This window comes from Brevibacillus agri, from assembly GCF_004117055.1.
Classification (GTDB): Bacteria; Bacillota; Bacilli; order Brevibacillales; family Brevibacillaceae; genus Brevibacillus; species Brevibacillus agri.
This window is the reverse complement of record NZ_CP026363.1, coordinates 636,703-659,595: the sequence shown is the minus strand read 5'-3', so window position 1 is coordinate 659,595 and position 22,893 is coordinate 636,703. Positions and strand designations below refer to the sequence as shown.

The 22,893-nt window shown below is 52.0% G+C and carries 19 protein-coding genes; all 19 read right to left on the bottom strand.

Annotation, left to right across the window (positions count from 1 at the left end):
• Positions 1-44: 44 nt before the first annotated feature.
• Entirely contained in the window at positions 45-1,082 is a 1,038-nt protein-coding gene (locus BA6348_RS03505; RefSeq protein WP_005826813.1) for an alpha-ketoacid dehydrogenase subunit beta, read from the bottom strand.
• A gap of 18 nt (positions 1,083-1,100) precedes the next feature.
• On the bottom strand, positions 1,101-2,093 hold the full coding sequence (locus BA6348_RS03500; protein ID WP_005826811.1) for a thiamine pyrophosphate-dependent dehydrogenase E1 component subunit alpha: 993 nt from the start codon (positions 2,091-2,093) through the stop codon (positions 1,101-1,103).
• Between the two features lie 273 nt (positions 2,094-2,366).
• Positions 2,367-3,200, bottom strand: a complete 834-nt coding sequence (locus BA6348_RS03495; protein WP_005835593.1) for a lipoate--protein ligase family protein — start codon at positions 3,198-3,200, stop codon at positions 2,367-2,369.
• 37 nt (positions 3,201-3,237) lie between these two features.
• A complete protein-coding gene (locus BA6348_RS03490) occupies positions 3,238-5,148 on the bottom strand; it encodes a sigma-54-dependent Fis family transcriptional regulator (RefSeq protein WP_005835594.1) in 1,911 nt (636 codons plus the stop codon).
• 333 nt (positions 5,149-5,481) lie between these two features.
• On the bottom strand, positions 5,482-7,179 hold the full coding sequence (locus BA6348_RS03480) for a DUF262 domain-containing protein (RefSeq protein WP_007778117.1): 1,698 nt from the start codon (positions 7,177-7,179) through the stop codon (positions 5,482-5,484).
• Between the two features lie 137 nt (positions 7,180-7,316).
• Positions 7,317-7,862, bottom strand: coding sequence for a hypothetical protein (locus tag BA6348_RS03475; protein ID WP_005835597.1), 546 nt, complete (start codon positions 7,860-7,862; stop codon positions 7,317-7,319).
• 184 nt (positions 7,863-8,046) lie between these two features.
• Positions 8,047-9,096 (bottom strand): LLM class flavin-dependent oxidoreductase, encoded by a 1,050-nt coding sequence (locus BA6348_RS03470; protein WP_122952397.1) that lies wholly within the window; start codon positions 9,094-9,096, stop codon positions 8,047-8,049.
• Between the two features lie 267 nt (positions 9,097-9,363).
• On the bottom strand, positions 9,364-10,749 hold the full coding sequence (locus BA6348_RS03465) for an amino acid permease (RefSeq protein ID WP_005830611.1): 1,386 nt from the start codon (positions 10,747-10,749) through the stop codon (positions 9,364-9,366).
• Between the two features lie 461 nt (positions 10,750-11,210).
• Positions 11,211-11,930: a sensor histidine kinase gene (locus BA6348_RS03460; protein WP_122952407.1), complete on the bottom strand. Its 720-nt coding sequence runs from the start codon at positions 11,928-11,930 to the stop codon at positions 11,211-11,213.
• 43 nt (positions 11,931-11,973) lie between these two features.
• Positions 11,974-12,720 carry a response regulator transcription factor gene (locus tag BA6348_RS03455; protein ID WP_025844687.1) on the bottom strand — a complete coding sequence of 249 codons (747 nt, stop codon included), beginning with the start codon at positions 12,718-12,720 and terminating at the stop codon, positions 11,974-11,976.
• Positions 12,692-13,618 (bottom strand): VanZ family protein, encoded by a 927-nt coding sequence (locus BA6348_RS03450; protein WP_122952396.1) that lies wholly within the window; start codon positions 13,616-13,618, stop codon positions 12,692-12,694. The genes BA6348_RS03455 and BA6348_RS03450 overlap by 29 nt, the downstream gene beginning before the upstream one ends.
• A 277-nt stretch (positions 13,619-13,895) precedes the next feature.
• Positions 13,896-14,711: an alpha/beta hydrolase gene (locus tag BA6348_RS03445; RefSeq protein WP_122952395.1), complete on the bottom strand. Its 816-nt coding sequence runs from the start codon at positions 14,709-14,711 to the stop codon at positions 13,896-13,898.
• On the bottom strand, positions 14,708-15,736 hold the full coding sequence (locus tag BA6348_RS03440) for an ABC transporter substrate-binding protein (RefSeq protein WP_122952394.1): 1,029 nt from the start codon (positions 15,734-15,736) through the stop codon (positions 14,708-14,710). The genes BA6348_RS03445 and BA6348_RS03440 overlap by 4 nt, the downstream gene beginning before the upstream one ends.
• 61 nt (positions 15,737-15,797) lie before the next feature.
• Positions 15,798-16,988, bottom strand: a complete 1,191-nt coding sequence (locus tag BA6348_RS03435) for a helix-turn-helix domain-containing protein (RefSeq protein ID WP_122952393.1) — start codon at positions 16,986-16,988, stop codon at positions 15,798-15,800.
• 437 nt (positions 16,989-17,425) lie between these two features.
• Positions 17,426-17,650, bottom strand: a complete 225-nt coding sequence (locus tag BA6348_RS03430; RefSeq protein ID WP_005830628.1) for an ABC transporter substrate-binding protein — start codon at positions 17,648-17,650, stop codon at positions 17,426-17,428.
• A gap of 366 nt (positions 17,651-18,016) precedes the next feature.
• Positions 18,017-19,519, bottom strand: a complete 1,503-nt coding sequence (locus BA6348_RS03420) for a malate:quinone oxidoreductase (protein ID WP_122952392.1) — start codon at positions 19,517-19,519, stop codon at positions 18,017-18,019.
• A 499-nt stretch (positions 19,520-20,018) separates the two neighbouring features.
• On the bottom strand, positions 20,019-20,660 hold the full coding sequence (locus BA6348_RS03415) for an ABC transporter ATP-binding protein (RefSeq protein ID WP_122952391.1): 642 nt from the start codon (positions 20,658-20,660) through the stop codon (positions 20,019-20,021).
• Positions 20,657-21,577 carry a DUF1430 domain-containing protein gene (locus tag BA6348_RS03410; RefSeq protein WP_242507489.1) on the bottom strand — a complete coding sequence of 307 codons (921 nt, stop codon included), beginning with the start codon at positions 21,575-21,577 and terminating at the stop codon, positions 20,657-20,659. The genes BA6348_RS03415 and BA6348_RS03410 overlap by 4 nt, the downstream gene beginning before the upstream one ends.
• Before the next feature lie 4 nt (positions 21,578-21,581).
• Positions 21,582-22,705, bottom strand: a protein-coding gene (locus tag BA6348_RS03405) for an IS3 family transposase (RefSeq protein ID WP_129552164.1) whose coding sequence is annotated in 2 segments (ribosomal slippage) — positions 21,582-22,456 and positions 22,456-22,705 — 1,125 coding nt in all. Because the reading frame shifts where the segments join, the coding sequence is not laid out codon by codon here.
• Positions 22,706-22,893: the final 188 nt, after the last annotated feature.

Here is a 22,893-nt window from a genome sequence, read left to right as displayed (position 1 = left end):
ACCCGGCATTGCTCGTTGCCGACAGCCGGGTGCTGCCCAGTCGATCAGGAAACGGCGGTAATCGAAGCGTCTCCGATCATTTCCGACACGACCTGAATGACCTTTTGCGGCGATGGCAGATACAGATCCTCCAGCACCGGAGAAAACGGAACAGGGGTATGCGGCGCTGTGATCCGTTTGATCGGCGCATCCAACGTGTCGAAGCCTTTATCGGCCACAAGCGCTGCGATATCGGTGGCGATGCTGCAGCGCGGGTTCGCCTCGTCGATCACGATCAGGCGATTCGTCTTCGCGACGGAAGCCAAAATCGTATCCTCATCCAGCGGCGACAGCGTGCGCGGATCGACTACCTCGACCTCGATTCCCTTCTTCGCCAACTGGTCGGCTGCCGCAAGCGCTGTCTGTACCTGCTTGCCGATGGCGACAATCGTCAGGTCGCTGCCCACGCGCTTGATGTCCGCTACGCCGAGCGGGATCGTGTAGTAGCCTTCCGGAACTTCTCCTGTGGTGTTATACAGCGTTTTGTCCTCGAAGAAAATGACCGGGTCGTTGTCCTCGATGGCGGCGAGCAGCAAGCCTTTTGCCTCATACGGCGTGGACGGCACGACTACCTTGATGCCCGGGATGTGCGTGAACATGGCGTACAGGCTCTGCGAGTGCTGCGCTGCCGCCCGGAATCCGGCGCCGTGCATCGTGCGAATCGTGATCGGAACCTGCGCCTTGCCGCCAAACATGTAGCGGAATTTCGCCCCCTGATTCATCACCATGTCAAGGCAGCTTCCGATAAAATCGTTGAACATCAGCTCGGCAATCGGCCTCATCCCTGTTGCCGCAGCCGCCATGGCCGCCCCGATGTAGCCCGCTTCGGTAATCGGCGTATCCAGCACGCGCTCGCGGCCGAACTCCTGCACAAGCCCTTTGGTCACGCCAAGCACGCCGCCCCACGCTTCATCGTCCTGCAAATGGTCCACCTGCGCGCCGCCAGCCACGTCCTCGCCCAGCAAAATCACGTTCTCGTCGGCTCTCATCGCCAGCTTCATCGCTTCGTTTACAGCGGCAGAAAAGCTGATTTTTCTCGTCATGTTCTCCATCCTCCTCTCTTAGTACGACACGTACACGTCTGTCAGCAGCTCTTCGGCGTTCGGATACGGGCTTTCCTCGGCAAAGCGGATTGCCTCCTGAATCGCCGCTTCCACCGACTGCTCGATCTCTGTCAGCTCCGCGTCAGCGAGCGTTTGCGATGCAGTCAAATGATTGCGGAACGTCGCAATCGCATCTTTTTCGTTCAAGTGCTCCTGCTTGTCGCTCTCTTTTTTGTATTTTTGCGCATCCCCTTCGAAATGCCCGTAGTTGCGGTAAGTCACACATTCAATCAGGGTAGGGCCTTCGCCGCGCCGCGCACGGGCTACTGCTTCCTCCGCCGCCCGGTAAACAGCGAGTACGTCTTTGCCATCCACTCGCACGCCCGGCATATTGTAACCGCTTGCACGATCGGCGATATGAGTGCAGCTCGAGGCGTATGTAAACGGCGTCGCCTCTCCGTACCCGTTGTTTTCTGCCACAAACACGACAGGCAGCTTCCAGATCGCCGCCAGATTCAAGCCTTCGTGGAAAGTTCCCTGGTTGTTTGCGCCATCCCCAAAGAAACATACGCTGACCGCACTGGTCTTTTTCAGCTTGGCTGTCAACGCCGAGCCACACGCCAGCGGGAATCCGCCTCCGACGATGCCGTTTGCCCCCAGCATCCCTTTGTCCAGGTCCGCGATGTGCATCGAGCCGCCCTTGCCTTTGCACAGCCCTGTCGCCTTGCCGTAAATCTCCGCCATCATTCCATTCAAGTCGCACTCTTTGGCAATGCAGTGGCCGTGACCACGGTGCGTGCTGGTAATGCTGTCCTGCTGGTTCAGATGTACGCCCAGCCCAACCGCAATCGCCTCTTCTCCCGCATACAAGTGAACAAAGCCTGGCAGCTTGCCCTGTCCGAACAACACGTGAACCGCGTCCTCGAATTTGCGGATCTCCAGCATTTTGCGGTACATCCATTTCGCCTGCTCACGGGACAGCACCTGTTCTTCCGCCTGGATTACTTTCATCAGATACGCCTCCTCCATCGTGACTTGTCTGGAACGACCGGTCGATCGCTCTTGCCCTTTTCTATGTGCAATCCTTGTGCCAGCCTGGGCCTGTCCGACAAAAACGCGTATTTGCGCCATGTTTCCGCCTCGTTTTGCCGGGACATGTCCCTCGCAGGTGAGACAAACTGAGACGGGCGTCCCATTTTGTCCCATTTTTTCTCACATTCTCACTGGGCCGCACCTGCCTCTGTCCGGCTTGGTCGATGGCAGAAAATAAAAAAGGCCGGTTCTTTAAGAACCGACCAGGTGACGCTGTCTTCCTTGCAGCATATGGAGCGCGCTCTCCGCCTCCCGGGCAAGCCATGGCGGACAGACATCCAGCACCGAAAACGAAGATGCTGCCTGTGCGTGCAACACCTTGCGTATTCGCGCGGCCAACCATTCGGCTCCACCCGGCACGCCCAGCTCGGACAGGCTTGCCATCCGTTCAGGCTGCACCTGCGGATACTGCTCGACACAGGCTCCTTGGGCAGCCGTCTCGTAAAAGGACTGGACGACCTCACCGTACGCACGCCCGCAGCCCTCTGCATTGATGAACGCCTGCACAGCAACGGCGCGTGTCAAACGCCGCTGGGCAATCCCGCAAAATTTATAGCCGTCGATGGCAAGATCGTACGTCCCTGGACAATAGGAACCTACGACCTCGCCGCTGTTCATGCGCTCTCCATCGTCGCCCAACGCTGCGCGAATCAGCTCGACCATTTGCGCGAAAAACGGCTCGGGATTCAAGTCGGCAGCTCCGACAGGCATCACCAGCGACAGATTGACCACGCCCGGAGCGAGCGGAACGGCCGCGCCCCCCGATTGGCGGACAGCCGTGCGATATCCTTTTGCCTCCAGCTCGCGAACAGCCTCCGCCGCCTGTGGCAGCTTGGCGTCCCGCGAGCCGAGCACCACTGCCTTTTCGTGCCGCCAGAGGTGAACCAGCGGCGCGATTGCCGCATCTTTTGCACACAGGCGGGCGTACGCTTCGTCGATGCCAAACGGGACAAGCACGTCCCCCGTATGTATCCGGGAGGTCGTGTCGAGCAGTTGCAGCGTCGTTTGTCGCCATGTCGGTTGCATACGTGCGTTCCTCCCTGTTGTTTTCGTCGTCAGAGGCTCAGAGCCGATACTTTTTCAGCTTGCGGTAAAAAGTGCTGCGCGGAATGCCCAGCAGCTCGGCCGCCACAGACGCGCTGCCGCCGCTCTTTTCCAGCGCCTGGACGATCGTTTGCCGTTCCAGCTTCTCGCGATAGCGCAAGGAGTCCGGTTCGTAAAAAGCTGGCTCGTTTGCCGCGTGACCTGCGCCGAGGCGCAAATCTGTACTTGGCTGGTCCGGATACACGGAGACGGAAAAATCGTGGTTCAGATCGGGCTTGGTCAAGCCGGTAAGAAAACGCTTCCAATCTTCTCTGGGAATCACCCTGAGACGCTCCACCACGTTGTACAGCTCGCGAATGTTTCCCGGCCAGTCGTAGGCTAGCAGCTCCTTTTGCAAAACGTCCGGCAACTCCAGCTCGTCGTAGCCGTTTTTGCGGCAATAATGCCGAATGAGCAGCGGAATGTCCTCCTTGCGCGAACGAAGCGGCGGCAGCGAGACGGGCAGCACGTGCAGCCGATAGTACAAGTCCTCGCGAAACGTGCCTTCGCTCACCTGCTGGCGCAAATTGCGGTGCGTAGCCGCGATGACGCGAATATCCAGCGATTGTTCTTCCGCACTCCCGATCGGCGTGACTTTTCGCTCCTGGAGGACTCGCAGCAAAGCTACCTGCATCGCCGCCGGAATTTCCCCGATCTCGTCGAGAAACAGCGTTCCCCCGTTGGCCTGCGCCAGCTTGCCCTTGTACCCGCGGCGGCGCGCCCCCGTGAAGGCTCCCTCGACGTAGCCAAACAGCTCGCTTTCCATCAGCTCGCGCGGGATCGCCCCGCAGTTGACCGCGACAAACGGCCCTTCCCGGCGCGGGCTGTTGTCGTGAATCGCTTGCGCCGCCAGCTCTTTTCCCGTGCCGCTCTCGCCGTAAATCACGACATTGCCGTCCGTTGGCGCAATTCGCTCCAGCTCCCGCAGCACACGGGCAAAAGCCGCGCTTGTTCCCTTCTCGCCTTTGAACTGAAACGCGGGGCTGCCGCTGAGAAAAATGCGCGGAGCCCGCGTGCTGCTGGGAGTCAGCTCGACAATCCAGCCGATCAAGCCGTTATGGCGCCCGGAGAACACCGGGGCTTGCCTGACCTCCATCAGCCCGTATTCGGCCAGCTCGCGCCGCGTCCGTCCTGACCAGCCAGCAATTTGTTTGCGTATGCCCGCACTCGCGTACACCACCCGCTCTTCCTGGTTGTAGACGATCAGATGCCGTTCCGGTTCGTCCGCCAAAAGCACGGAGCGCTGCAGCAATTCCAGCTCGTCCTGCTGCCGCTGCTTCATCCACGCCTGCTCGATGGAGTACGCCAATGTCATAACGGTCGCCATCGTCTGGGGATGGCTGCGCTCCAGCGGGCTGGATACGTCAATGACCCCGAGCAGGCCGCCTGCTTCGTCGCGAATCGGCGCGGCAAAACAGCTCCAGCGATGAGAGGCAACAGAATAATGCTCCGTCCCGTTGACCATGATCGCTTCCTTTGCCATGAGCGCCGTTCCGATGGCATTGGTCCCTACCTCTTCCTCCGTCCAGCGCACGCCCTCGACGAAATTGATCGCGTTCGCATCCAAAAGTGCCCGTTTTTCGCCGCGCATGCTCAACACATAGCCCTCGGGATCAATCACGAGCGCAATCATTCCCACATCGTGAATAAAAGGCGACAGTCGGTCGATCTGCGGCAAGGCAAGCTCCAGCAAAAGCCGGCTGCTCTCCTGCTGCCTTTTCAAAGCGTCTCCTGCCAACACAACCTGTCCCGTTCCTGCGTACGGATTTACCCGATTTCTTTTGCAGCGATGCCACGACTCTGTAATCCGTTTGTTGATTCGTGCTGAGTCAATTACACCTTCTTGAACAAAACGTTTCCACATCCGCAACGAAACGCTTTCCTCGAACATGCATCAACCACCCTCCGCTTTACGAATCAATCCTTTCCCTCAAGATTATCCCGAATGTTCAGAAGTTTCAAGGTCTGTCTGTTTTTGACGGCTGCTCTCCAAAATCACCGTCCGCATTCACACGAACAACCAAAAAAGACGATGGCCCCTGCTCTACCAGCAGCCATCGTCCCACTTCTCCTTTTTCCACATAACTCATGCGCCAGCAGCAAACACACACGGGACGTCCGCGTAAACGCCCGGCCTCTCCACCACGCGCCCGTCAAGGCAGCGAAGTTTTCTGCCATCCGGCAAAAACGGCAGTCCTTCGAACTTACCGAAGGCGTCCATGTGTCAAGGTCTCGTCGTCGTGCTTTTCGCGTGCAGGTTCCAGGCGTTTTTGAGCAAGTCGATCAGCTTCTTTTGTCTCTTTTTCAAAACATCCGGCGTCCACTCTTTCTCCTGAATCACTTGAGTCGTGAGCGCAAATGAGCTGATCCCGTTGCTCGTTTGAAAATAGGAGGCTTTCTTCTTTTGAAAATCATAGTTTTTGGCCTGCGCATTTTTGGCCCGTGTCAGCAACACGAGATTGCCCAGTTTATGAACGTACTCGGAAGGATTGGGGAAATGCTGCAACCAGTCGCTGTTCGGTTTGGGCGTTTGCGGCAAGACGTGCTCGACGGTAATAACCGAATAGTCGTAGTAAGGCTGCCCTGCCGTCAAAAGCGAGTCCAGGCGCAAAAGCAAATAGCGCTTCGCCGTATCCTTGAGATCCGTGTACACATCTCCGTTCAGCATGCGAATGACTTCCTGCTTATCCTCTTCCGTCACCTCAAGAGCCGACTCGTCGGAAAACATGTCGACGCCTTTATCCATCTCTCGCAAAATTTGCGAGTACCGCGACATGCGCCAGTTGAAGTTTTTCCGCAAAATCATGCTCGTACCAGCCAGCACCTCCAGGCGGTAGAGAAAATCTTCTACCTTTTGGTTGTGATGACGCATGTAGTACATGGCAGGCGGAATCCAGTCGTTGTTGTCAATCCGGTTCAACAAGCTCAAAATCTTGATAAGCTGTGGCTGCTGGCTGAAAAATGAATTGTAGTTTACCAGCTTTAAATAAATCTCCCCATACGGGATCAAGTATTCATCAATAAACCGGCTGCCGCTGATCGTGGAAAAAATCTCGTTGTACTCGTCTTTGTAATTCGCGCTGCCTTTTCGCTTCTGGATAATCATCCTCATGTGATCGAACAGCTTGTTGAAACGGTCCCTGCCGAGAGAAACCTCGACGTCTTCCCACTTGCTTGTGTAGTGGTCCTGCTCATGTTTCGGGATATCGCCAATGACCTGCGCTTTGAAAATATCGCTCGTCATCAGATCCAGCCCGCGATCATTCAGCACGGTAAAAATGCGGAAAGCCGAATCAAAATTGGGAGTCGACACCACGACAATATAGCAAAGCGTTGCGATCACGCCAGGCAGCGTCTTGACCGTCTGCGGATCCAATTCGTTGAGCCGCTCCAAAAAGTACAGGGCGTTGTCCCGAATCGCCTTTTGACTGTCCGTTTTCACGGGCGTATCTGCATTCAGCTTTTGCGTAGCGCCCCGCTCCTGAATGCTCACTTTGAAAAAGTCGCTGTCGCGATTGCGCAGACAGAGACGGTACGTATCGGCAATGTTTCGAATCTTGCTCCCTCTTTGCACGATCATGTCATCAATCTCGGCAGCGTAGTCGTCGCCCAAATAATCCCGCAATACCGCAAGCAAAATCGTCAATGTCGTAAGCCGCTGCTGGCCGTCCAACACTTCTGCATGAGGGCCGTCTTTCTTGACCAGCACAATGCTGCCGAGAAAATAAGGCTCCTCTACATCGCCAATATTTTTTTCCGTAATCCCGTAATGTTCGATAAAGTCGAGCAAATCATCCAGCAGTTCTCCCGCTTCGTTGGTCGTCCATGAGTACGGACGCTGAACGGAAGGAATCGTAAACAAGTAATCATCGGAAAAGACTTTATGTAAAGGAGTCTCCTGCGCAAATAACGTCGTCTTCAAAATGCTGCCTCCCCGAATGCTTGTAATGGGTGATCCAACTAATGAAATAGGTATTATTGCCCACCTAGGAATATACCCTACTTTCCAGTTCTTTGAAACCGTTAATTCATCCGATTCTGGAAAACGTGCCTATTCGCCTATTTTTTCAGTACAAAGTCAGACATGACGACTTTTTCCCACTGTATCCCTTTTGGTTTTACATTGGTGTAAAGCGTGACAGAGCCGTTATGTTCGATTACCGCCTTCAAATGAAAGTTCATTTCTTTGGGCTGCAAATACTCGTCGTGCAACTGCTGATATCGCGGGTCGCCTTTGGCTTTTGCCGCCTTGATGTAGTCTACGGTGTCCGGGTCTTTTTCGAAGTTTTTATATTTCACCTGATACCCGAAAATGGCTTCCACTTTTCCATCGACGGTTTTTTCCTCGTAGTCGGACAAAGTAAACGCCAGCAGCTCATAGTAGGGCGAGAACGCCTTTTTGCATTCCTCCACCATATAGCTGGCGATTTTGTTCTGGTTTGCGGAGATGTCTATCGTCTGATTCAACGCAGCACCGGCATCAGCCGCGGCCGGAGCTTCTTTCGGCGCTGGCAAGGCGTTCTCCTGTACAGTTTCCTCCGGGGCGCAACTGCTGACAAAAGCTGCGAAAAGCATGCAAAAGCACGTGACGACCACTTTTTTCATAGGAAGCCCACCTTATTTGCTTTGATGATTGGTTACAAGGTAGACGTTCCTGCCGTACGTTACGTCTCGTACTATCCAAATAAAAAAAGGTGGAGCATCTGACTGCTTCCACCTCATACAATCTGCCTTTTTGCTCGTCACGAGGACTCCCCAGACAGAGCAGACCACGCTGCCGACGGCTGGTTCACTCTGCCGCTTCCCACTTTGCCACTTCTTCGCGCACGCGCGGCGCCACCTCGGTGCCCAAGAGCCGAATCGCCTGCATGACCTGATCGTGCGGCATCGTGCCTACAGGAACGTGCAGCATGAACCGGGTGATCCCGACCTGTTTGCGCAGGTGAATGATCTTCGCCGCTACGGTTTCCGGGTCGCCTACGTACAGCGCGCCTTCAAAGCTTCTGGCCGCGTCAAAGCTCGAGCGGTCGTAGTGCCCCCAGCCGCGCTCCCGTCCCAGGACGTTCATGACTTGCTGGGTAGACGGGAAAAATTTGTCGGCTGCCGTCTCCGTATCCCAATCGATGAAGCCGTGCGAGTGGGAAGCCACCTGCAGCTTGCGCGGATCGTGACCGCCTTTGATCGCTGCGCGCCTGTACAGCTCGACCAGCGGCGCAAACTGCACTGGGCGGCCGCCAATGATGGCGAGAACGAGCGGAAGCCCCAGCAGTCCGGCCCGAATGGCCGATTGCGTGTTGCCGCCACTGCCGATCCAGACGGGCAGCGGGTCCTGGACAGGCCGCGGATAAATCCCGAGATTTTGGATGGCAGGCCGATGCTTGCCGCTCCAGGTCACCTTTTCCGACGCGCGGATTTTCAGCAGCAGCTCCAGCTTTTCTTCGAACAACTCATCGTAATCGTTCAAATCATAGCCGAACAAAGGAAATGATTCGATAAAAGACCCTCTCCCGGCCATGATTTCTGCGCGTCCGTTCGAGAGCGCATCGAGTGTCGCAAAGTCCTGGAATACACGAACCGGGTCAGCCGAAGACAGCACCGTCACCGCGCTCGTCAGTCGAATCCGCTTGGTCTGTGGCGCAGCCGCCGCAAGCACCATCGCGGGAGAAGACGCAGCAAAGTCTTTCCGGTGATGCTCGCCAACGCCAAACACATCAAGCCCTACCTGATCCGCCAGCACAATTTCCTCGACCACTTCCCGCAAACGCTGCGCATGGCTGATAACCTCGCCGGTTTGTGGGTCCGGCGTCGTTTCGACAAAGGTGCTTACCCCTATTTCCACGCAAAAAGCCCCCTTACTGTTTCGCATTTTTCTTCCAGTGACACACGTAGCTTCTCACCAAATAATATCTTTATTTTAAGATTCTCGAACTTAAATTTCAACCCTGCAACTGCACCGCCTCTTTTTCCCGCACAGATTAGAAAACTTGGCTGCGCCAAGCCATTGGCGAACCTCGAAGGTTAGTTGCCCTGATACTGGATAATTTTTATCTGCACAAAAAAATAGGGACATCGTCGCCAATGTCCCTATCTGTTGCCCAAACGATTATTACCGCTTGGCGTTCCCGTCCTGCTCATCGAGCGGAACCGCCTTGCCAATGCCAAAAGCGTAAAAGCTGATCGTCATGATGCCCAGGAACACAATCCCGGCAATCAGCGAGATGCGTGTTTCATCGTTAATCCACATTCCGACCAGTACCATCAGCAAAAAGGCAATCGTGACGTAGTTGGTCAGTGGAGCAAGCGGCATTTTGAACGGATGATCGCGCAGCTCTGCCGCTCTTTGCTTGCGGAAGCGGATTTGGCTGATTAGAATGACGAACCACGGAACCATTCCAGGCAGCACGCTTGCGCTGTACACATACACAAACAGATTTTCCGGCGCGATATAGCTCAAAATCACGCCGACGCCCAAGCCGATCAGCACGCCGATCGTCCCCAGAAGCGGCACGCCGTTATGGGACAGCTTGGTGAAAATTTTCGGAGCCTGTCCGTTCATACCGAGCGTATAAAGCATGCGACCCGCACTGTAAATACCACTATTACAGCCGGACATCGCTGCGGTGATAACGACAAAGTTAATCAGTCCAGCCGCTGCCGTAATCCCGATTTTCGCAAACGTCGCCACGAACGGGCTGCCAATCGACTGCAGTTGATCCCATGGGTAAACGGTTACAATAACAAAGATTGCACCGATGTAGAAAATGAGAATACGCCAGATGATGCTTTGGATCGCGCTCGTCAACGTTTTCTTTGGATCTTTTGCCTCACCAGCCGTAATCCCGATCAGCTCGACCCCTTGATAAGCCCCGATTACCAATGATAAAGCGAAGAAAAAGCCTGTCCAGCCGCCAGCAAAAAAGCCGCCGTGTTCCCACAGGTTCGACAATCCGATTGCGTTGCCGCCGTTGCCGATTCCGAAGAAAATCAGGCCAAATCCGGCGATAATCATCAAGACGATCGTAACAATTTTAATCATAGCGAACCAAAACTCAAATTCACCAAACGATTTAACGGAGAACAAGTTCGCTGCCCCGAGAATCAGCATGGCAATAATCCCGGGAATCCAGGCCGGCAAATCCGGGAACCAGTACTTCATGTACGTCCCGACGGCGATAATCTCCGCCATCCCCACGACGACCCACTGGAACCAGTTGCTCCAGGCCGTCAAGTAACCAGCCAAGGGATGAATGTACTTGTAGCCAAACGTCGCGAACGACCCGGTGCTCGGCTCTACATACAGCATTTCCCCCATGGCGCGCATGATAAAAAATATAAAAATTCCTACAATTGCATAAGCAAGCATTACGGATGGACCCGTCCATTGAATCGTGCTTGCCGAACCCATAAAGAGCCCTACGCCAATTGTACCGCCCAATGCGATCATTTGAATGTGGCGCGTTTCCAGACCCCTTTTTAACTCTTTCTTTTCCACTTCGGTTCTTCTTCCTCTCTGCTTTGGCTAGCTGTATTTGCGAAAAAGCTGTAGAGTACTACCTAATCGTACACATCATGAGCAGGCGATCATTTTTACTTGATAAAAAACGTTCTCCTGCATCATGTCGTGCTTCTAATAAAGCATTCCTAATAGTTGGTAAGATTATTCTTCTCCCCCTTTTAGCGTGCTTTACTCCAGAAACACTTGTTTATTGTAATATGTTTTTCTGATAATAACAATTATATTCACTAGAAAAACAGTTGGTAAATCAATATATTCAGACTTATATAAAATAAAAAATATGTGATAGATAAAATAAATTTCTGTGATCCAAACCTCCCACAAACCCGCATAAAAAAGACACCCTGCACAGGTGTCCCGCTTCCCTACATGATTATCTATAAAGTAATCTCTACTACAGTTCCGCGTCCTTCCTCGCTGTTGATGACGATCTCTCCCTAATGCGCCTTGATGATATCGTGAGCAATCGCCATGCCCAGCCCGGAGCCTTTATGCGCATCGCCCGTGTTCGTCCCCCGGTAGTAACGGTCAAAAATCCGGTTCAGCTCTTCTTTTTTAATCCCTTTTCCATCGTCCGCAATCGTAATGCGCACGCGTTCTTTCTTTTCAACGCTCACCGTAATCTTTACCCCGTCATCGTTGTGGACGAGCGCGTTGTAGATCAGGTTGTTGATCGCCCGCCACATCAAGATTTCATCTGCCTCTACGGGGATGTACTCTTCGCTGAACGCAAATTCGATGTGGCGGTTGGCGTACTTCGGGTCGTTGAGGATGTCAATCACGATGCTGCGCAAGAGCGTGACCATGTTGACCGTCTTCCGCTGCAGCGACAGCTCTTTGTTCCTCAGCCGCGTCGTCAAGTTCAGGTCTTCGATGACCTCTTTGATGTACACTGACTTTTTCTCGATAATCGCTGCATACTCCCTGATTTCGTCCAGCGTAAAATGATAGTCCGGGTCGCGCAGCATTTCCGAGTGCAGGATGACCTGGTTGTCGTAAAAAATCACGTACCGACTGAGATTCGGGTTTTCCATTCCGATGAAGTAGCTGTAGCGCCTGTCTGCGCTCGCCTTTTCCCCTACGAACACGGTCGTATCGCCATTCACTTCCTGGTACTTGTACATTTGAATCATGTCTGCTGGCGTATAATGCTTCATCACGCCTGCGGGCACCCGATAGCCCCACACTTCGTTGCCGTTTTCATCGAGAATCTGAATCCACGCGTTCTTTTTTTGCAGCGCATCTTTTCCTTCTGGTGTCAGCGTGAATGTACCCCAAGCCTTTCATCGTAATCAAATACTTCGGCTGGTCCTCGATTTTTTCCCGCAGCCTGCGAATGTGCACCATGACGGTGTTGTCGATTCCGATAAAATCCTCGCCCCAGACCGTGTCATACAGCTTTTCCTTGCTAATCACTTTGTTGACGTTTTCCAGAAACACCTTCATCAGCCCAAGCTCTTTCGGCTTTAACTCAATGGCAACGCCGTTCTTTAACAGCTCTGCTTTTTGCGGATTCAACTCGATGGGGCCTGCCTTTAGCACAGGGTCTGCTTCCTCCACAGACTCTGCTGCGGCATAGTCTGCTCGCCTCAACTGCGCCTTGACGCGGTAGGCAAGCTCTTTCGGGCTGAACGGCTTTGTAATATAGTCGTCACCGCCGATGGCAAAGCCGAGAATTTTGTCAATTTCCTCTGTTTTCGCCGAAATGAACAAAATCGGCACCTTCGAGATGCTTCTCATTTGTTTGCATACGTCATAGCCTTCCCCATCGGGCAGCATGATGTCCAGCAGCACGAGATCCGGCTTCTTTTCCTGAAATTGAGCGAGGCCGTCTTTGGCCGTCGCAGACGTATAGACGTGTTCGATGCCTTCTTTTTGCAGTACCGTTTTAATGAGCCTCAAAATATCTTCTTCGTCGTCAATGATTAACACCTTTTTTGCAGACATCTCGGCTTAGCCTCCTCAACTGCCCAACCTTTTTATGTGAGAGTATGCCTGACCGCTCCCCATTTATCAAGCCGGGCTTGTTCACCGATAGCGAAAATGCGCAAAAGAGCAAAGCTTTCCGCGAAGGCGTCTCTCCCTGCGGATCGGCAAGCTTGAAGCGCAGCAGGTTCGTCCCTATCGTTTTGCCGCCGCACTGGAGCGGAAGCGCAAAGTAGACAAGCAAAAAGCCCACAGTGGTGCAGAGCATCTCAATCAGTTCATTTGCCGTAAAAAAGCCAATCGTGACAAACAAGACTGCCTGAATCGCAAAATAATCGACCCACACCGCCAGCAACTGCGACAGTGGCGGAACCCGCTCGCTTTGCCGGATTTTGGCCGTTTTCGCCAGCAGCGTTTTTTTCGATGGAAACAGGGCGAGGATAATCGGGCCAATCCAGTAGCCAAACAGCGCTCCGCTGCTGTTCAGCATCAAATCGTCCACGTCAAAGATGCGATACGGACAATTGTAGATGCCGTAAATTCCGGTGACCTGCGTGACCTCGTAAAACAGGGACAGGGCAAAGCCGAAAGCAAGCGCTCGCTTCCAGTGCCGTTTTTCTTGCCAAAAATAGCGCAAATAGACGCCAAAAGGGAGCAGCAGGAGAAAGTTGAAGGTTGCTTGCCAAAAGGCGCTCTGCTGAAAAACCTGCATGTACGTGGTCGGATTGGACCAGACGATTGAGCTGGCCGCAAGCGTATCGCTGACAAAGGAAAAGGGCACAAGCGAATAGTACACCGTATCCGCTGACTGGTGCGCGCACGTATCCCGCGTCTCCGGGAGCGGCAAAAGCACAAGAAACAACGCGGACAACATATAGTACATAAACGAGTAGGCCACGACAGAAGCCCACAGGCTCACATAGCCGTACTTCGGTAGCTGTAGATCAGCCACGGGATTACAAGCACAAATTCGAGCAGGAAAAAAGCGATAAATGCGGTTTGAATCGGGATCAAGTATGCCGACATGCTGCACCTCGTTCGATGGTCATGGACGCGCGTTGGCTCCCGACGCACGCCCACCTGGATGATTCGTCTGTACGATAGACTTTACAAAAATTATCATAGACGGTTGCTGTCATGCAATAAAAAAAGGTTCGGCTGTCATTTTCTGCTGACAGCCGAACTACTGATTCGCGTTATGTGTTTTCTTTTCCGGACCACAAAAACCGCGGCAGGCGGCTGAGCATGGCGGGCAAAACAGTCACATGATCTTCTCCGGCGAACTTGATCCATTCCAGATGAAGCCCCTGCTCTGTGAGCGGACTCAACCCCCGGGCGACCTCTTCCGCGCCTTCGAGCATATCCTCCAGCTCATCTGCCCCGATCGTCAGCAGCAGATGACGCTGTTCCTCGCGCTGCCAGCCCGCTTTGAACTGCTCCATTTCCTTGAGCACCTCGTTGTCGGCCCACCAGACGGAAGGGCTGCCCGCCGCATAATGCGTAAACAGATGCGGTCTGGTGAACAAGGCGTGCAGCGTAAACAGTCCACCGAGGGAATGTCCGACAATCGCCTGTCTGGCCGGATCAATCGGCCACTCCTTGGCGATGGCTGGCATCAATTCTGTTTCCAGAAAATCGAGGAAGTCGTCTGCTTCGCCATGCGGCGGCCACGGTGAACCGTCAGGCCGTTTCGGAAGCGCTCCTTCGCTGGCCTGCATCGTAAAGTCGCGGCAACGCCGCTCCATGTCAAACGGCTCCTTGGACGGATAGCCAATGCCGATCACCAAGATCGGGTCGAAGCCCTTCGGCTTGCGCGTCTGCAGCTTGACCGCCTCTGCGAGCGTCTGAAACAGCGCATCTCCGTCCAACGCGTAGACGACTGCGTAACCGCTCGGCGGCGGCTCGTCTTTTGGCGTGGCAATCAAAATCCGGTAGTCGAGTTGCCTGCTCGACGTCATCTCGTACTCAAAGCAACGCTCCGCGATATGAGGTCTTTCTGTCATTTTGTTCATGGCTGCAGGAACCTCACTACATCGTCCATCACTTTGCTTTGGGCAATAAACCCGCCACTCAGCCAGTAATCATTGGACGTCTCGAAGACGCGACCGTTTTTCACTGCCGGAACGTTTTTCCACACTTCGCTTTCCTTCAACTCTTTTACAAAGCGATCTCCCTGATTGCCGTCGTTCACGAGGAAAATATAATCGGCATCCAGCTCAGGCAAAATTTCCAGGGACACTTCAAAAGCGCCGCCTTTCACCAGGCTGCTTGGCTCGAAGCCCAGCTCATGCGCGAGCACATAGCCGCTGAAATAGTCGCTATTCATGAAAAACATGCCTTTGGCATTAAAGCGGATGATTGCAGCTTTTTTCCCTTTTGTGATTCCTTCCAGCTTGGCTTTTGCGTTTGTGACCTTGTCGGCGTAGTCTTTGATCGCTTGCGCTGCCCTGTCTTCCTCCCCCAGCAATTTGCCTAGTTCGCGAATCGAGCTGTTCAAATCGGTGGATGCACTCTTGAACACATACGTAGGCGCGATTTTGGCATATTGCTCGTACACGCCGTTCTCCGCTGCATACGCATTGTGCAAAATAATCAGGTCCGGCTGCGATTCCAAAATCGCTTCAAAAGAAGGCTGTCCGCCCGCAAAACTGATCTGCGGCACGCTGCCGAGCTGATCTTGCAAATATTCCTGCGGGCTTACGCCGTTCGACCATTGCCGTACAGGCTTGATACCCAGCGTGAGCAAAGAATCCTCCATGACCGGAGCAAAAACTTTGGTCGGCTTCGCTGGAATCGTCACCTCATGCCCAAGCTCGTCTTTGACCGTCAGCGGGTAGATGCTCGCCTGCTCAGCCTTGCTCTTTTCCGCGTCTGCCGCATTGTTCTGTACCGCTGTCTCCTGTTTGCTCGCCTGCGCCTCGGGTGCATCCGCATTCGTCCCGCATGCAGCCAGCAGTCCGGATACAAGCAACAAGGCTGACAGCAGGGCCAACGGTTGGCGAATGCGTCCCCGTCCTTTGTTTCCCGCGTTTATCATCAAAAAAGCTCCCCCTCCAAGTGATAACGATTCTCACATGAAGGAATTATAAAGCAATCCGCTACGTGACTCCATGGACTGGAACAGGTGAAGGGGCTGGATTTTTCCCTGTTAGCATCAAGATAGCCTCTTCCAGCATCCGGTTCATTGCCAGAGCGGAATATTCGAACCACGGGTTGGAAGGAATGACGTACATCTGCCCGTTCTTGACCGCATTCAGCCCCCGCCATTGCGTGTGGTACTGCAAAGACAGCCAGTACCTTCTGGTGCTTGCGTTCGGACAAATCAACAGCAGCAGCCTGTCAGGATTGAACTGCGCCAACTGGTCGAGCGTAATCTCTTTGTTGGACAACTGCTTTAGCTCCGGGATCGTCGCAAGCGCCAGGTCCCCGTAAAGCATGTCGCGAATCCCTCTGTTGCTGTAGAGGTAGATTTGCTCGCCCGATATGCGAAGCGTGATGAATACATCCGCCCCGACTGCCTGGCTCACGCTCTCCCTCGCCTCCGCCGCCCTCGTCTCATAGTCTGCTATCCATTGTTCACACACGGATTGCCTGTCTACGACTTCGGCCGTTTGCCGAAGTTGCTCCCGCCAATCCGCCGCTCCGATTTCGACGCATTCGATCCCGGAGCTGAGCAGTTGCTTTCGAACCATCGGATCGTGTTCATGGTGCAAAATCAGCACGTCCGGCTTGGCCGACATCAGCTTCCGGAGACTTTCTTCGTCCAGGTCGGCTTCTGGCGAGCTCAGATGGACCTTGATCTGCTCTTGATAGTAGTAGTGGTAATACGGGCTCCACTTCGGATCAAGCGGTGCGGCAACCGGAACGACCCCCAGCACGAGCAGATTGCCGATGGCAGCCGCCGAAGTGACGGCTACCCGCTTTCTCGTGTCCCTGCTGTATGCAGAAGGCGAAACCCCGACTACTTTTTTAAACTTTCTGCTGAAGTAAAACTCATCGTGGTAGCCGACCTTGCGCGCGATTTCGCGCATATACAAATCGGAATCGCGCAAAAGCTGCTTGGCGTGGCCGATGCGCAGCTCCGTCAAATAGTCCATCACGCTCTGTCCGTACGCTTTTTTGAACGCCTCACCAAAATAATTGGGACTAAGCCCCGCCAACTGCGCCAAGCTCTGGATCGACATCTGCTCCGCAAAACGGCTGGCTATGTACTCACGCACTTCATCCAACGACATGTGCGGCGCATCCGTGCTTCCTGCTTCGCTATGGTTCCGCTCATTACTGAACATGCACAGCCACCTCCTGCACTTTTCAACAATGATGTTTATGCGAATGTGATATTGATAATCATTTTCATAATTGTAGCACAGGATAGCTGCTTTGGGACGGCAATCTTCCGAATCGCTTCAGACGTGTCGCAATAAAGCAGGCAAAGCAGGGATGAGCTTCGTTGGCCGCAAGTGCCTGTCTCCTTTTTATGAAAAATACCAGGGGCTTATCTATCACAGAAAAAGGGACTGCGACGCCAAGTAGTCTGCGCCCTCCGGCTGATGCAAAACCGCTGCTTTTTTGTACGTGTGCAAACGCAGCTTTTCAACGATTGTTTTCGTCATGCCAATCCCCTTTCGATTTGCCGGGCGATCTGTTCCACACAAAAAAGCCGCTCGCACAACCGGGCGTCGATCCGTCCCCGTGGCATGAGCAGCTTCTTCGGTTGTCGTTTGCTTTATTTCTTGTCAGCCTTCCCCGCACCGGCCATGATCTGAACGATTTCATCCAGCAGCATGTCCAACGTAATCGGGTCGTCGAAGTTGAATTTGCTGTCCAGCGTGTAGACGCGGCCTTGCTGGACGGCCGGAATCGTTTTCCACAACGGGCTTTCTGTCAGTTGCTTCTGGTGGACGCTTGTTTCATCACTGCCGTTGGTCAAAAGAAAAATATTGTCCCCCATGACTCCACCCCTTGGATATTGGCGCCGTGCATGTCTACGCCACATACGGCATTGCCCCGAAAACACGCGTTTTGCAAGTCAGCGTTTCACAAGGCTCCCGTCTCCACGCAAACTCTTCTGAAGTGTCTTTCGCCGCTTTGCAGAAACGATTTTAGTTCATGGATGGTTAAGTCTTGATCTATTACCATGTAACGCCTCCTCTCTCCCTGCGTTTTTGACTGCACGCCATGCTATCTTTGCAAAAATTCTTCGAGGCTGATCTACCGCTTTTTCTAATCGGCGCCAAAGACAAGCTGAAAAAAACGGCCTTCCCCCTACAAATCGCAGGGAAAAGGCCGCTTCGCTCGTATATTGATTACTGGCTGGCTACCGGGCGACAGCTACTTTCCTGTCCAGCCCCAGCGCCTGTGCTGTGTAAGAGTGAATTTCATGCAACAACTCTGGATTGTCCATCAATGACACGCCATAAGAAGGAATCATTTCTTTGATTTTGACTTCCCACTCGTTAATATGCTGCGGGAAGCATTTTTTAATGACCTCAAGCATGACGGACACGGCAGTGGAAGCTCCCGGAGAAGCACCCAGCAACGCTGCAATCGAGCCGTCCGACGCCGTAATGACTTCGGTACCGAACTGCAGTGTTCCTTTTCCGCCTGCCTCGGTGTCTTTGATAACCTGCACGCGCTGGCCGGCCACGACCAAATCCCAATCCTCGCTCTTCGCGTTCGGGATAAACTCGCGCAGCTCTTCCATGCGCTGCTCTTTGGACAGCATGACTTGCTGGATCAGGTACTTCGTCAACGACATTTCTTTCGCGCCTGCTGCCAGCATTGTCAGCACGTTGTTCGGTTTGACAGAAGTAATCAAATCGAACATGGAGCCGGTTTTCAGGAACTTCGGCGAGAACCCGGCAAAAGGCCCGAACAGCAACGATTTCTTGCCGTCGATGTAGCGTGTGTCCAGATGCGGAACAGACATTGGCGGAGCGCCAACCTTGGCTTTTCCGTAAACTTTTGCATGATGCTGCTCCACGATATCCTGGTTTTTACAGACCATAAAGATACCGCTTACCGGGAATCCGCCAATGCGCTTCCCTTCCGGAATACCGGATTTTTGCAGCAAATGCAGGCTTCCGCCACCGCCGCCGATAAAGACGAACTTCGCCTTATGGCGTTGGACGATGCCGTTCTTGAGATTTTTCACCTTCAATTCCCAAGAGCCGTCGCTGGTACGTTTAATATCATCAACGCTATGCTCATAGTTTACTTCAACGTTTTTCGTCTTCAGGTGGTCAAACAACATCCGCGTCAAAGCCCCAAAGTTCACATCCGTTCCGGAGTCGATCTTTGTGGCTGCGATCGGCTCATCCGAGGAACGACCCTCCATCACGAGCGGAATCCATTCCTTCAGTTTTTCCGGGTCATCCGAAAACTCCATGCCCTGGAACAGAGGATTCTTGGACATCGCTTCGAAACGTTTCCTCAAGAAAGAGACATTTTTCTCCCCTTGCACCAAGCTCATGTGCGGCAAAGGCATGATAAAATCTTGCGGATTGCTAATCAGCTTGCTTTTTACGAGATAAGACCAAAACTGCATGGAAACCTGGAACTGCTCGTTGATCTTGATTGCCTTGCTGATGTCGATCGTTCCGTCTTTCTTTTCTGTTGTGTAGTTCAGCTCACAGAGTGCAGCATGCCCCGTTCCGGCATTGTTCCATTCATTAGAGCTTTCCTCTCCCGCTCTGGAGAGCTTTTCGAATACTGTAATTTTCCAGTCTGGTACTAATTCTTTCAGCAGTGACCCTAGAGTCGCACTCATGATGCCGGCACCAATTAAGATAACGTCTGTTTGCATTTGTCTGTTACTCATGTTTACCGTCCTAACTCGCTGGTATTTGGAGAAAAGATGCAGGCGGCTCCTGATCTGGCCCCGTTGCAAGTCAGGGTGCTACCTAGTACACACCTTTTCTGGAATAATTACAACCTGTTATATAGTGTATCACTTTTATCTTTAGAATAAAATATTTGCTATATATTGATAGTTATATGCTATTAAAAGGCCCGTAAAGTGTCGGAATGATATACTTTTTATAGGGAATGTGTTGGCAATTTGTGTAAAAAAACTCATGGATAGACAAAAACCAAAGCTTTTACCCGGTTGCTGCACGGATGTCGCTTTGGTTTATAGCGGATTTGTTACGAGGTCTTTATTTCTTCATCAGTCAGTATATTGCAATCGTCGCTTTTTGTGCCACCACTGATACGTTTTGCCACACTGCTCATTGGTCTTCGCGGGACATTTTTCTTTATGTTTTCCTAAAACGGGGTATTATATGACTGCCTGAGAATTGGATCGGGCAACCTCTTCCTCATGACAGTGTAATCATTCTGCCACATTCTCCCGCAACGTACTCATCATGAGTGACGATAATAATCGTTTTGCCTTTATGATTCAGTTCCTTCAGAAGCTTCACAATTTCATTGCGGTTGTCGACGTCCAATGATCCTGTCGGTTCGTCGGCAAGGATGAGGTCGCATGGCTTTAACAATATCCTCGCAATTGCCACCCGTTGTTGCTCCCCGCCCGACAAACCGTATGTTTTTTGCTTGAGTGAGATATCCAGCCCCACTTTCTCCAGTGCCTCTTTTTTTAATTTTTGCTTTTCCGCTCTTGTTTTTCCCGAATAAAGCAGCGGGACCTCAAGGTTATAGTCAACGGTTGCATCATCAATCAATGCGAAGTTCTGGAAGAGATAAGCAATTCTTGTTCTAAGCAGTTTGTTTGCCTGAGCCGATCCAATCCGCGGACGCTGCTTATCAAACAGTTTCACTGTGCCACTACTCGGATCTTCAAGCAATCCCATAATATTGAGAACAGTCGTCTTGCCAGAGCCGCTTTTACCCGTAATAGCGAGCATATCTCCTTCATATACTTTCAAATTGATTTGTTCAAGAACCGTGTGATCTTGATAGCGTTTGCTGACATCAACCAGTTCACATACCGTTTTCATGCTGCTCCCCCACCTCCTTTTAGTACTTTTCCTTTATTTTTCCGCTCGATAACAAACAGTGCGAGAACAGACGCTACAAATTCAATAGCGAGCACCCCGCCGCCTATTGCAAGCAGACGATCGCTAGATGATCCGACTGCTTCGTTGACGGATGACGCTACCATAGATACACTTCCGGCCATTTGAAGCAAACTGGATGCAAAACCACTGTTTACCAATAGGCAGGCGCCGATCTGGATCGCCCATGTCACCGACAGCAACCACATATATTCCTGGTACGTTTTGAAAAAACCGGTACCGAATAATCTGCGCACGATAAATCTTCGTTGAAATTTGCTAAAAAACACGCTCAGATTTTGTACGACAAGCACCAGCAATCCGGCTAACAGTCCGAGACTGATGAATGTAAGCTGGGTCCTTGTATTTTTCAATTCATATATCTGACTCAGAACATATTGGTCGACTGATATCAGATTTGTCAGGTTATCGTCGAGCTTCAGCCTTTTCAGTTCAGGTTCGAGCAACTCGAACGTCCGTTCACTGTCTCTGTTTATCAATTTCACCTTTAACGGATCGCGGCCCCCCCCTCCGCTCATCATGTTGGCTTTGTCTGCAACAAGGCTGTTTTTCTCAGTAACGACGCGAATAATCGGATCTACAATCATATTGTTTTCTAATGGAAACACTTCTGGATTGAAGCTAAATATTTTCTGGTTATTTGCTGTCCAGATGATAGACAGCCGTTGATTTCTTACACGATCCGGAACTTCCACCTGAAACCGGTTCTCATCTACCTCAACAAGATTCTTTCTTACTTTCGTAAAGTAATCCAAAATTTCTTTTTCCTTGTTACGGTATTTTTCAGGAACAAGCAAAATGAAATCGCTTGTATCCTCTGAAATGTGGACTGTCAACACCAAACTAGACGGATTTCTTAAGTGCCTTCTGTTTGTAAACGAGTGGACTCAGATACCCCAATGTCGAGTGAATTCTTGTTTCGTTAAACCACTTGACGTATTTTTCTAATTCTAGCTTCAACTGTGTCAACGACTCAAACTGCCGATTCTTTACGAACTCTGCTTTGATTAGCTTAAAGGTAGCTTCAGCAACTGCATTGTCATAGGGACAGCCTTTCATGCTCAGGGAACGTTTGATTTCGAACGTGTGGATGACTTCATCAATCGTCTGATTTTTAAATTCACTACCACGATCCGTATGAAAGAGCTGGATCTGACGCAAGTCTCCCTTTACGCTTGCAAAAGCCTGGTAGACGAGAGCAGCATCTTTGTATTTTCCACAGCTATAGCCAATGATCCCCCGGTTAAACAAGTCTACGAGCAAGCAAATATAGTGCCATTTATTTGCGACCCGAACGTATGTCAAGTCACTCACAACGGCTTCCAATGGTGCTTCTTTCGCAAACTCGCGATTCAGTTCGTTCTGGATCGGCGATTCGTTACATGACGACATATGCGGTTTATACTGCGCCACTGTGTAGACCGAGACCAGGCCGTTTTTCTTCATCAGACGTCCAATGCGCCGTCTGGAAACCGTCATTCCCTCTTCTTGAAGTTTTGCTTTGATCTTCCTTGCTCCATACACGCGCTGATTCTCTTCAAAAATACGGATAATTGCTTGTTCCACTTCATCATTGACAGATGATTGCTCATTACTCTCGTAGTAGTAGGTACTCCTATTGACCTGAAGAATCTTGCACATGGCCGATATGGGATACTTATGAGCGTTTTGCTGGATCACTGTTATTTTCGTCCGAAGATCAGCGCTGCTTGCTTTAAAATATCGTTCTCCATTTTCAATCGTTGAATTTCCTTACGTAGCGCAAGGAGTTCATTCTGTTCCTCTGTCCGGTTGTCCTTTTCTTTGAAAGAACCTGTTGTTCTACTCTGTTTGACCCAACGGTCAAACGCAGATGCACTCAGATCATATTCTCTCAAAATATCTGCCCGCGGTTTCCCATTCTCGTAAAGTTGAACCATCTGCTGCTTGAACTCGTCTGTAAATGACCGACGCTCACGTTTCTGCATGACATTCTCTCCGTTCCTTGTCGATTTGATTTCAATCTACTAGACCTTAAGAGAATTGTCCAATTCAGTGTAGCCGATCCACAAGTTATTAGGGCACCTTTTGGGGTGCCCTTAACTAATATGCCTCCAGCTTTTACTTTTGCGTAAGCTTACAAGAAAGGGTCTGGGAGTTTTCGCAAAAAACGGTT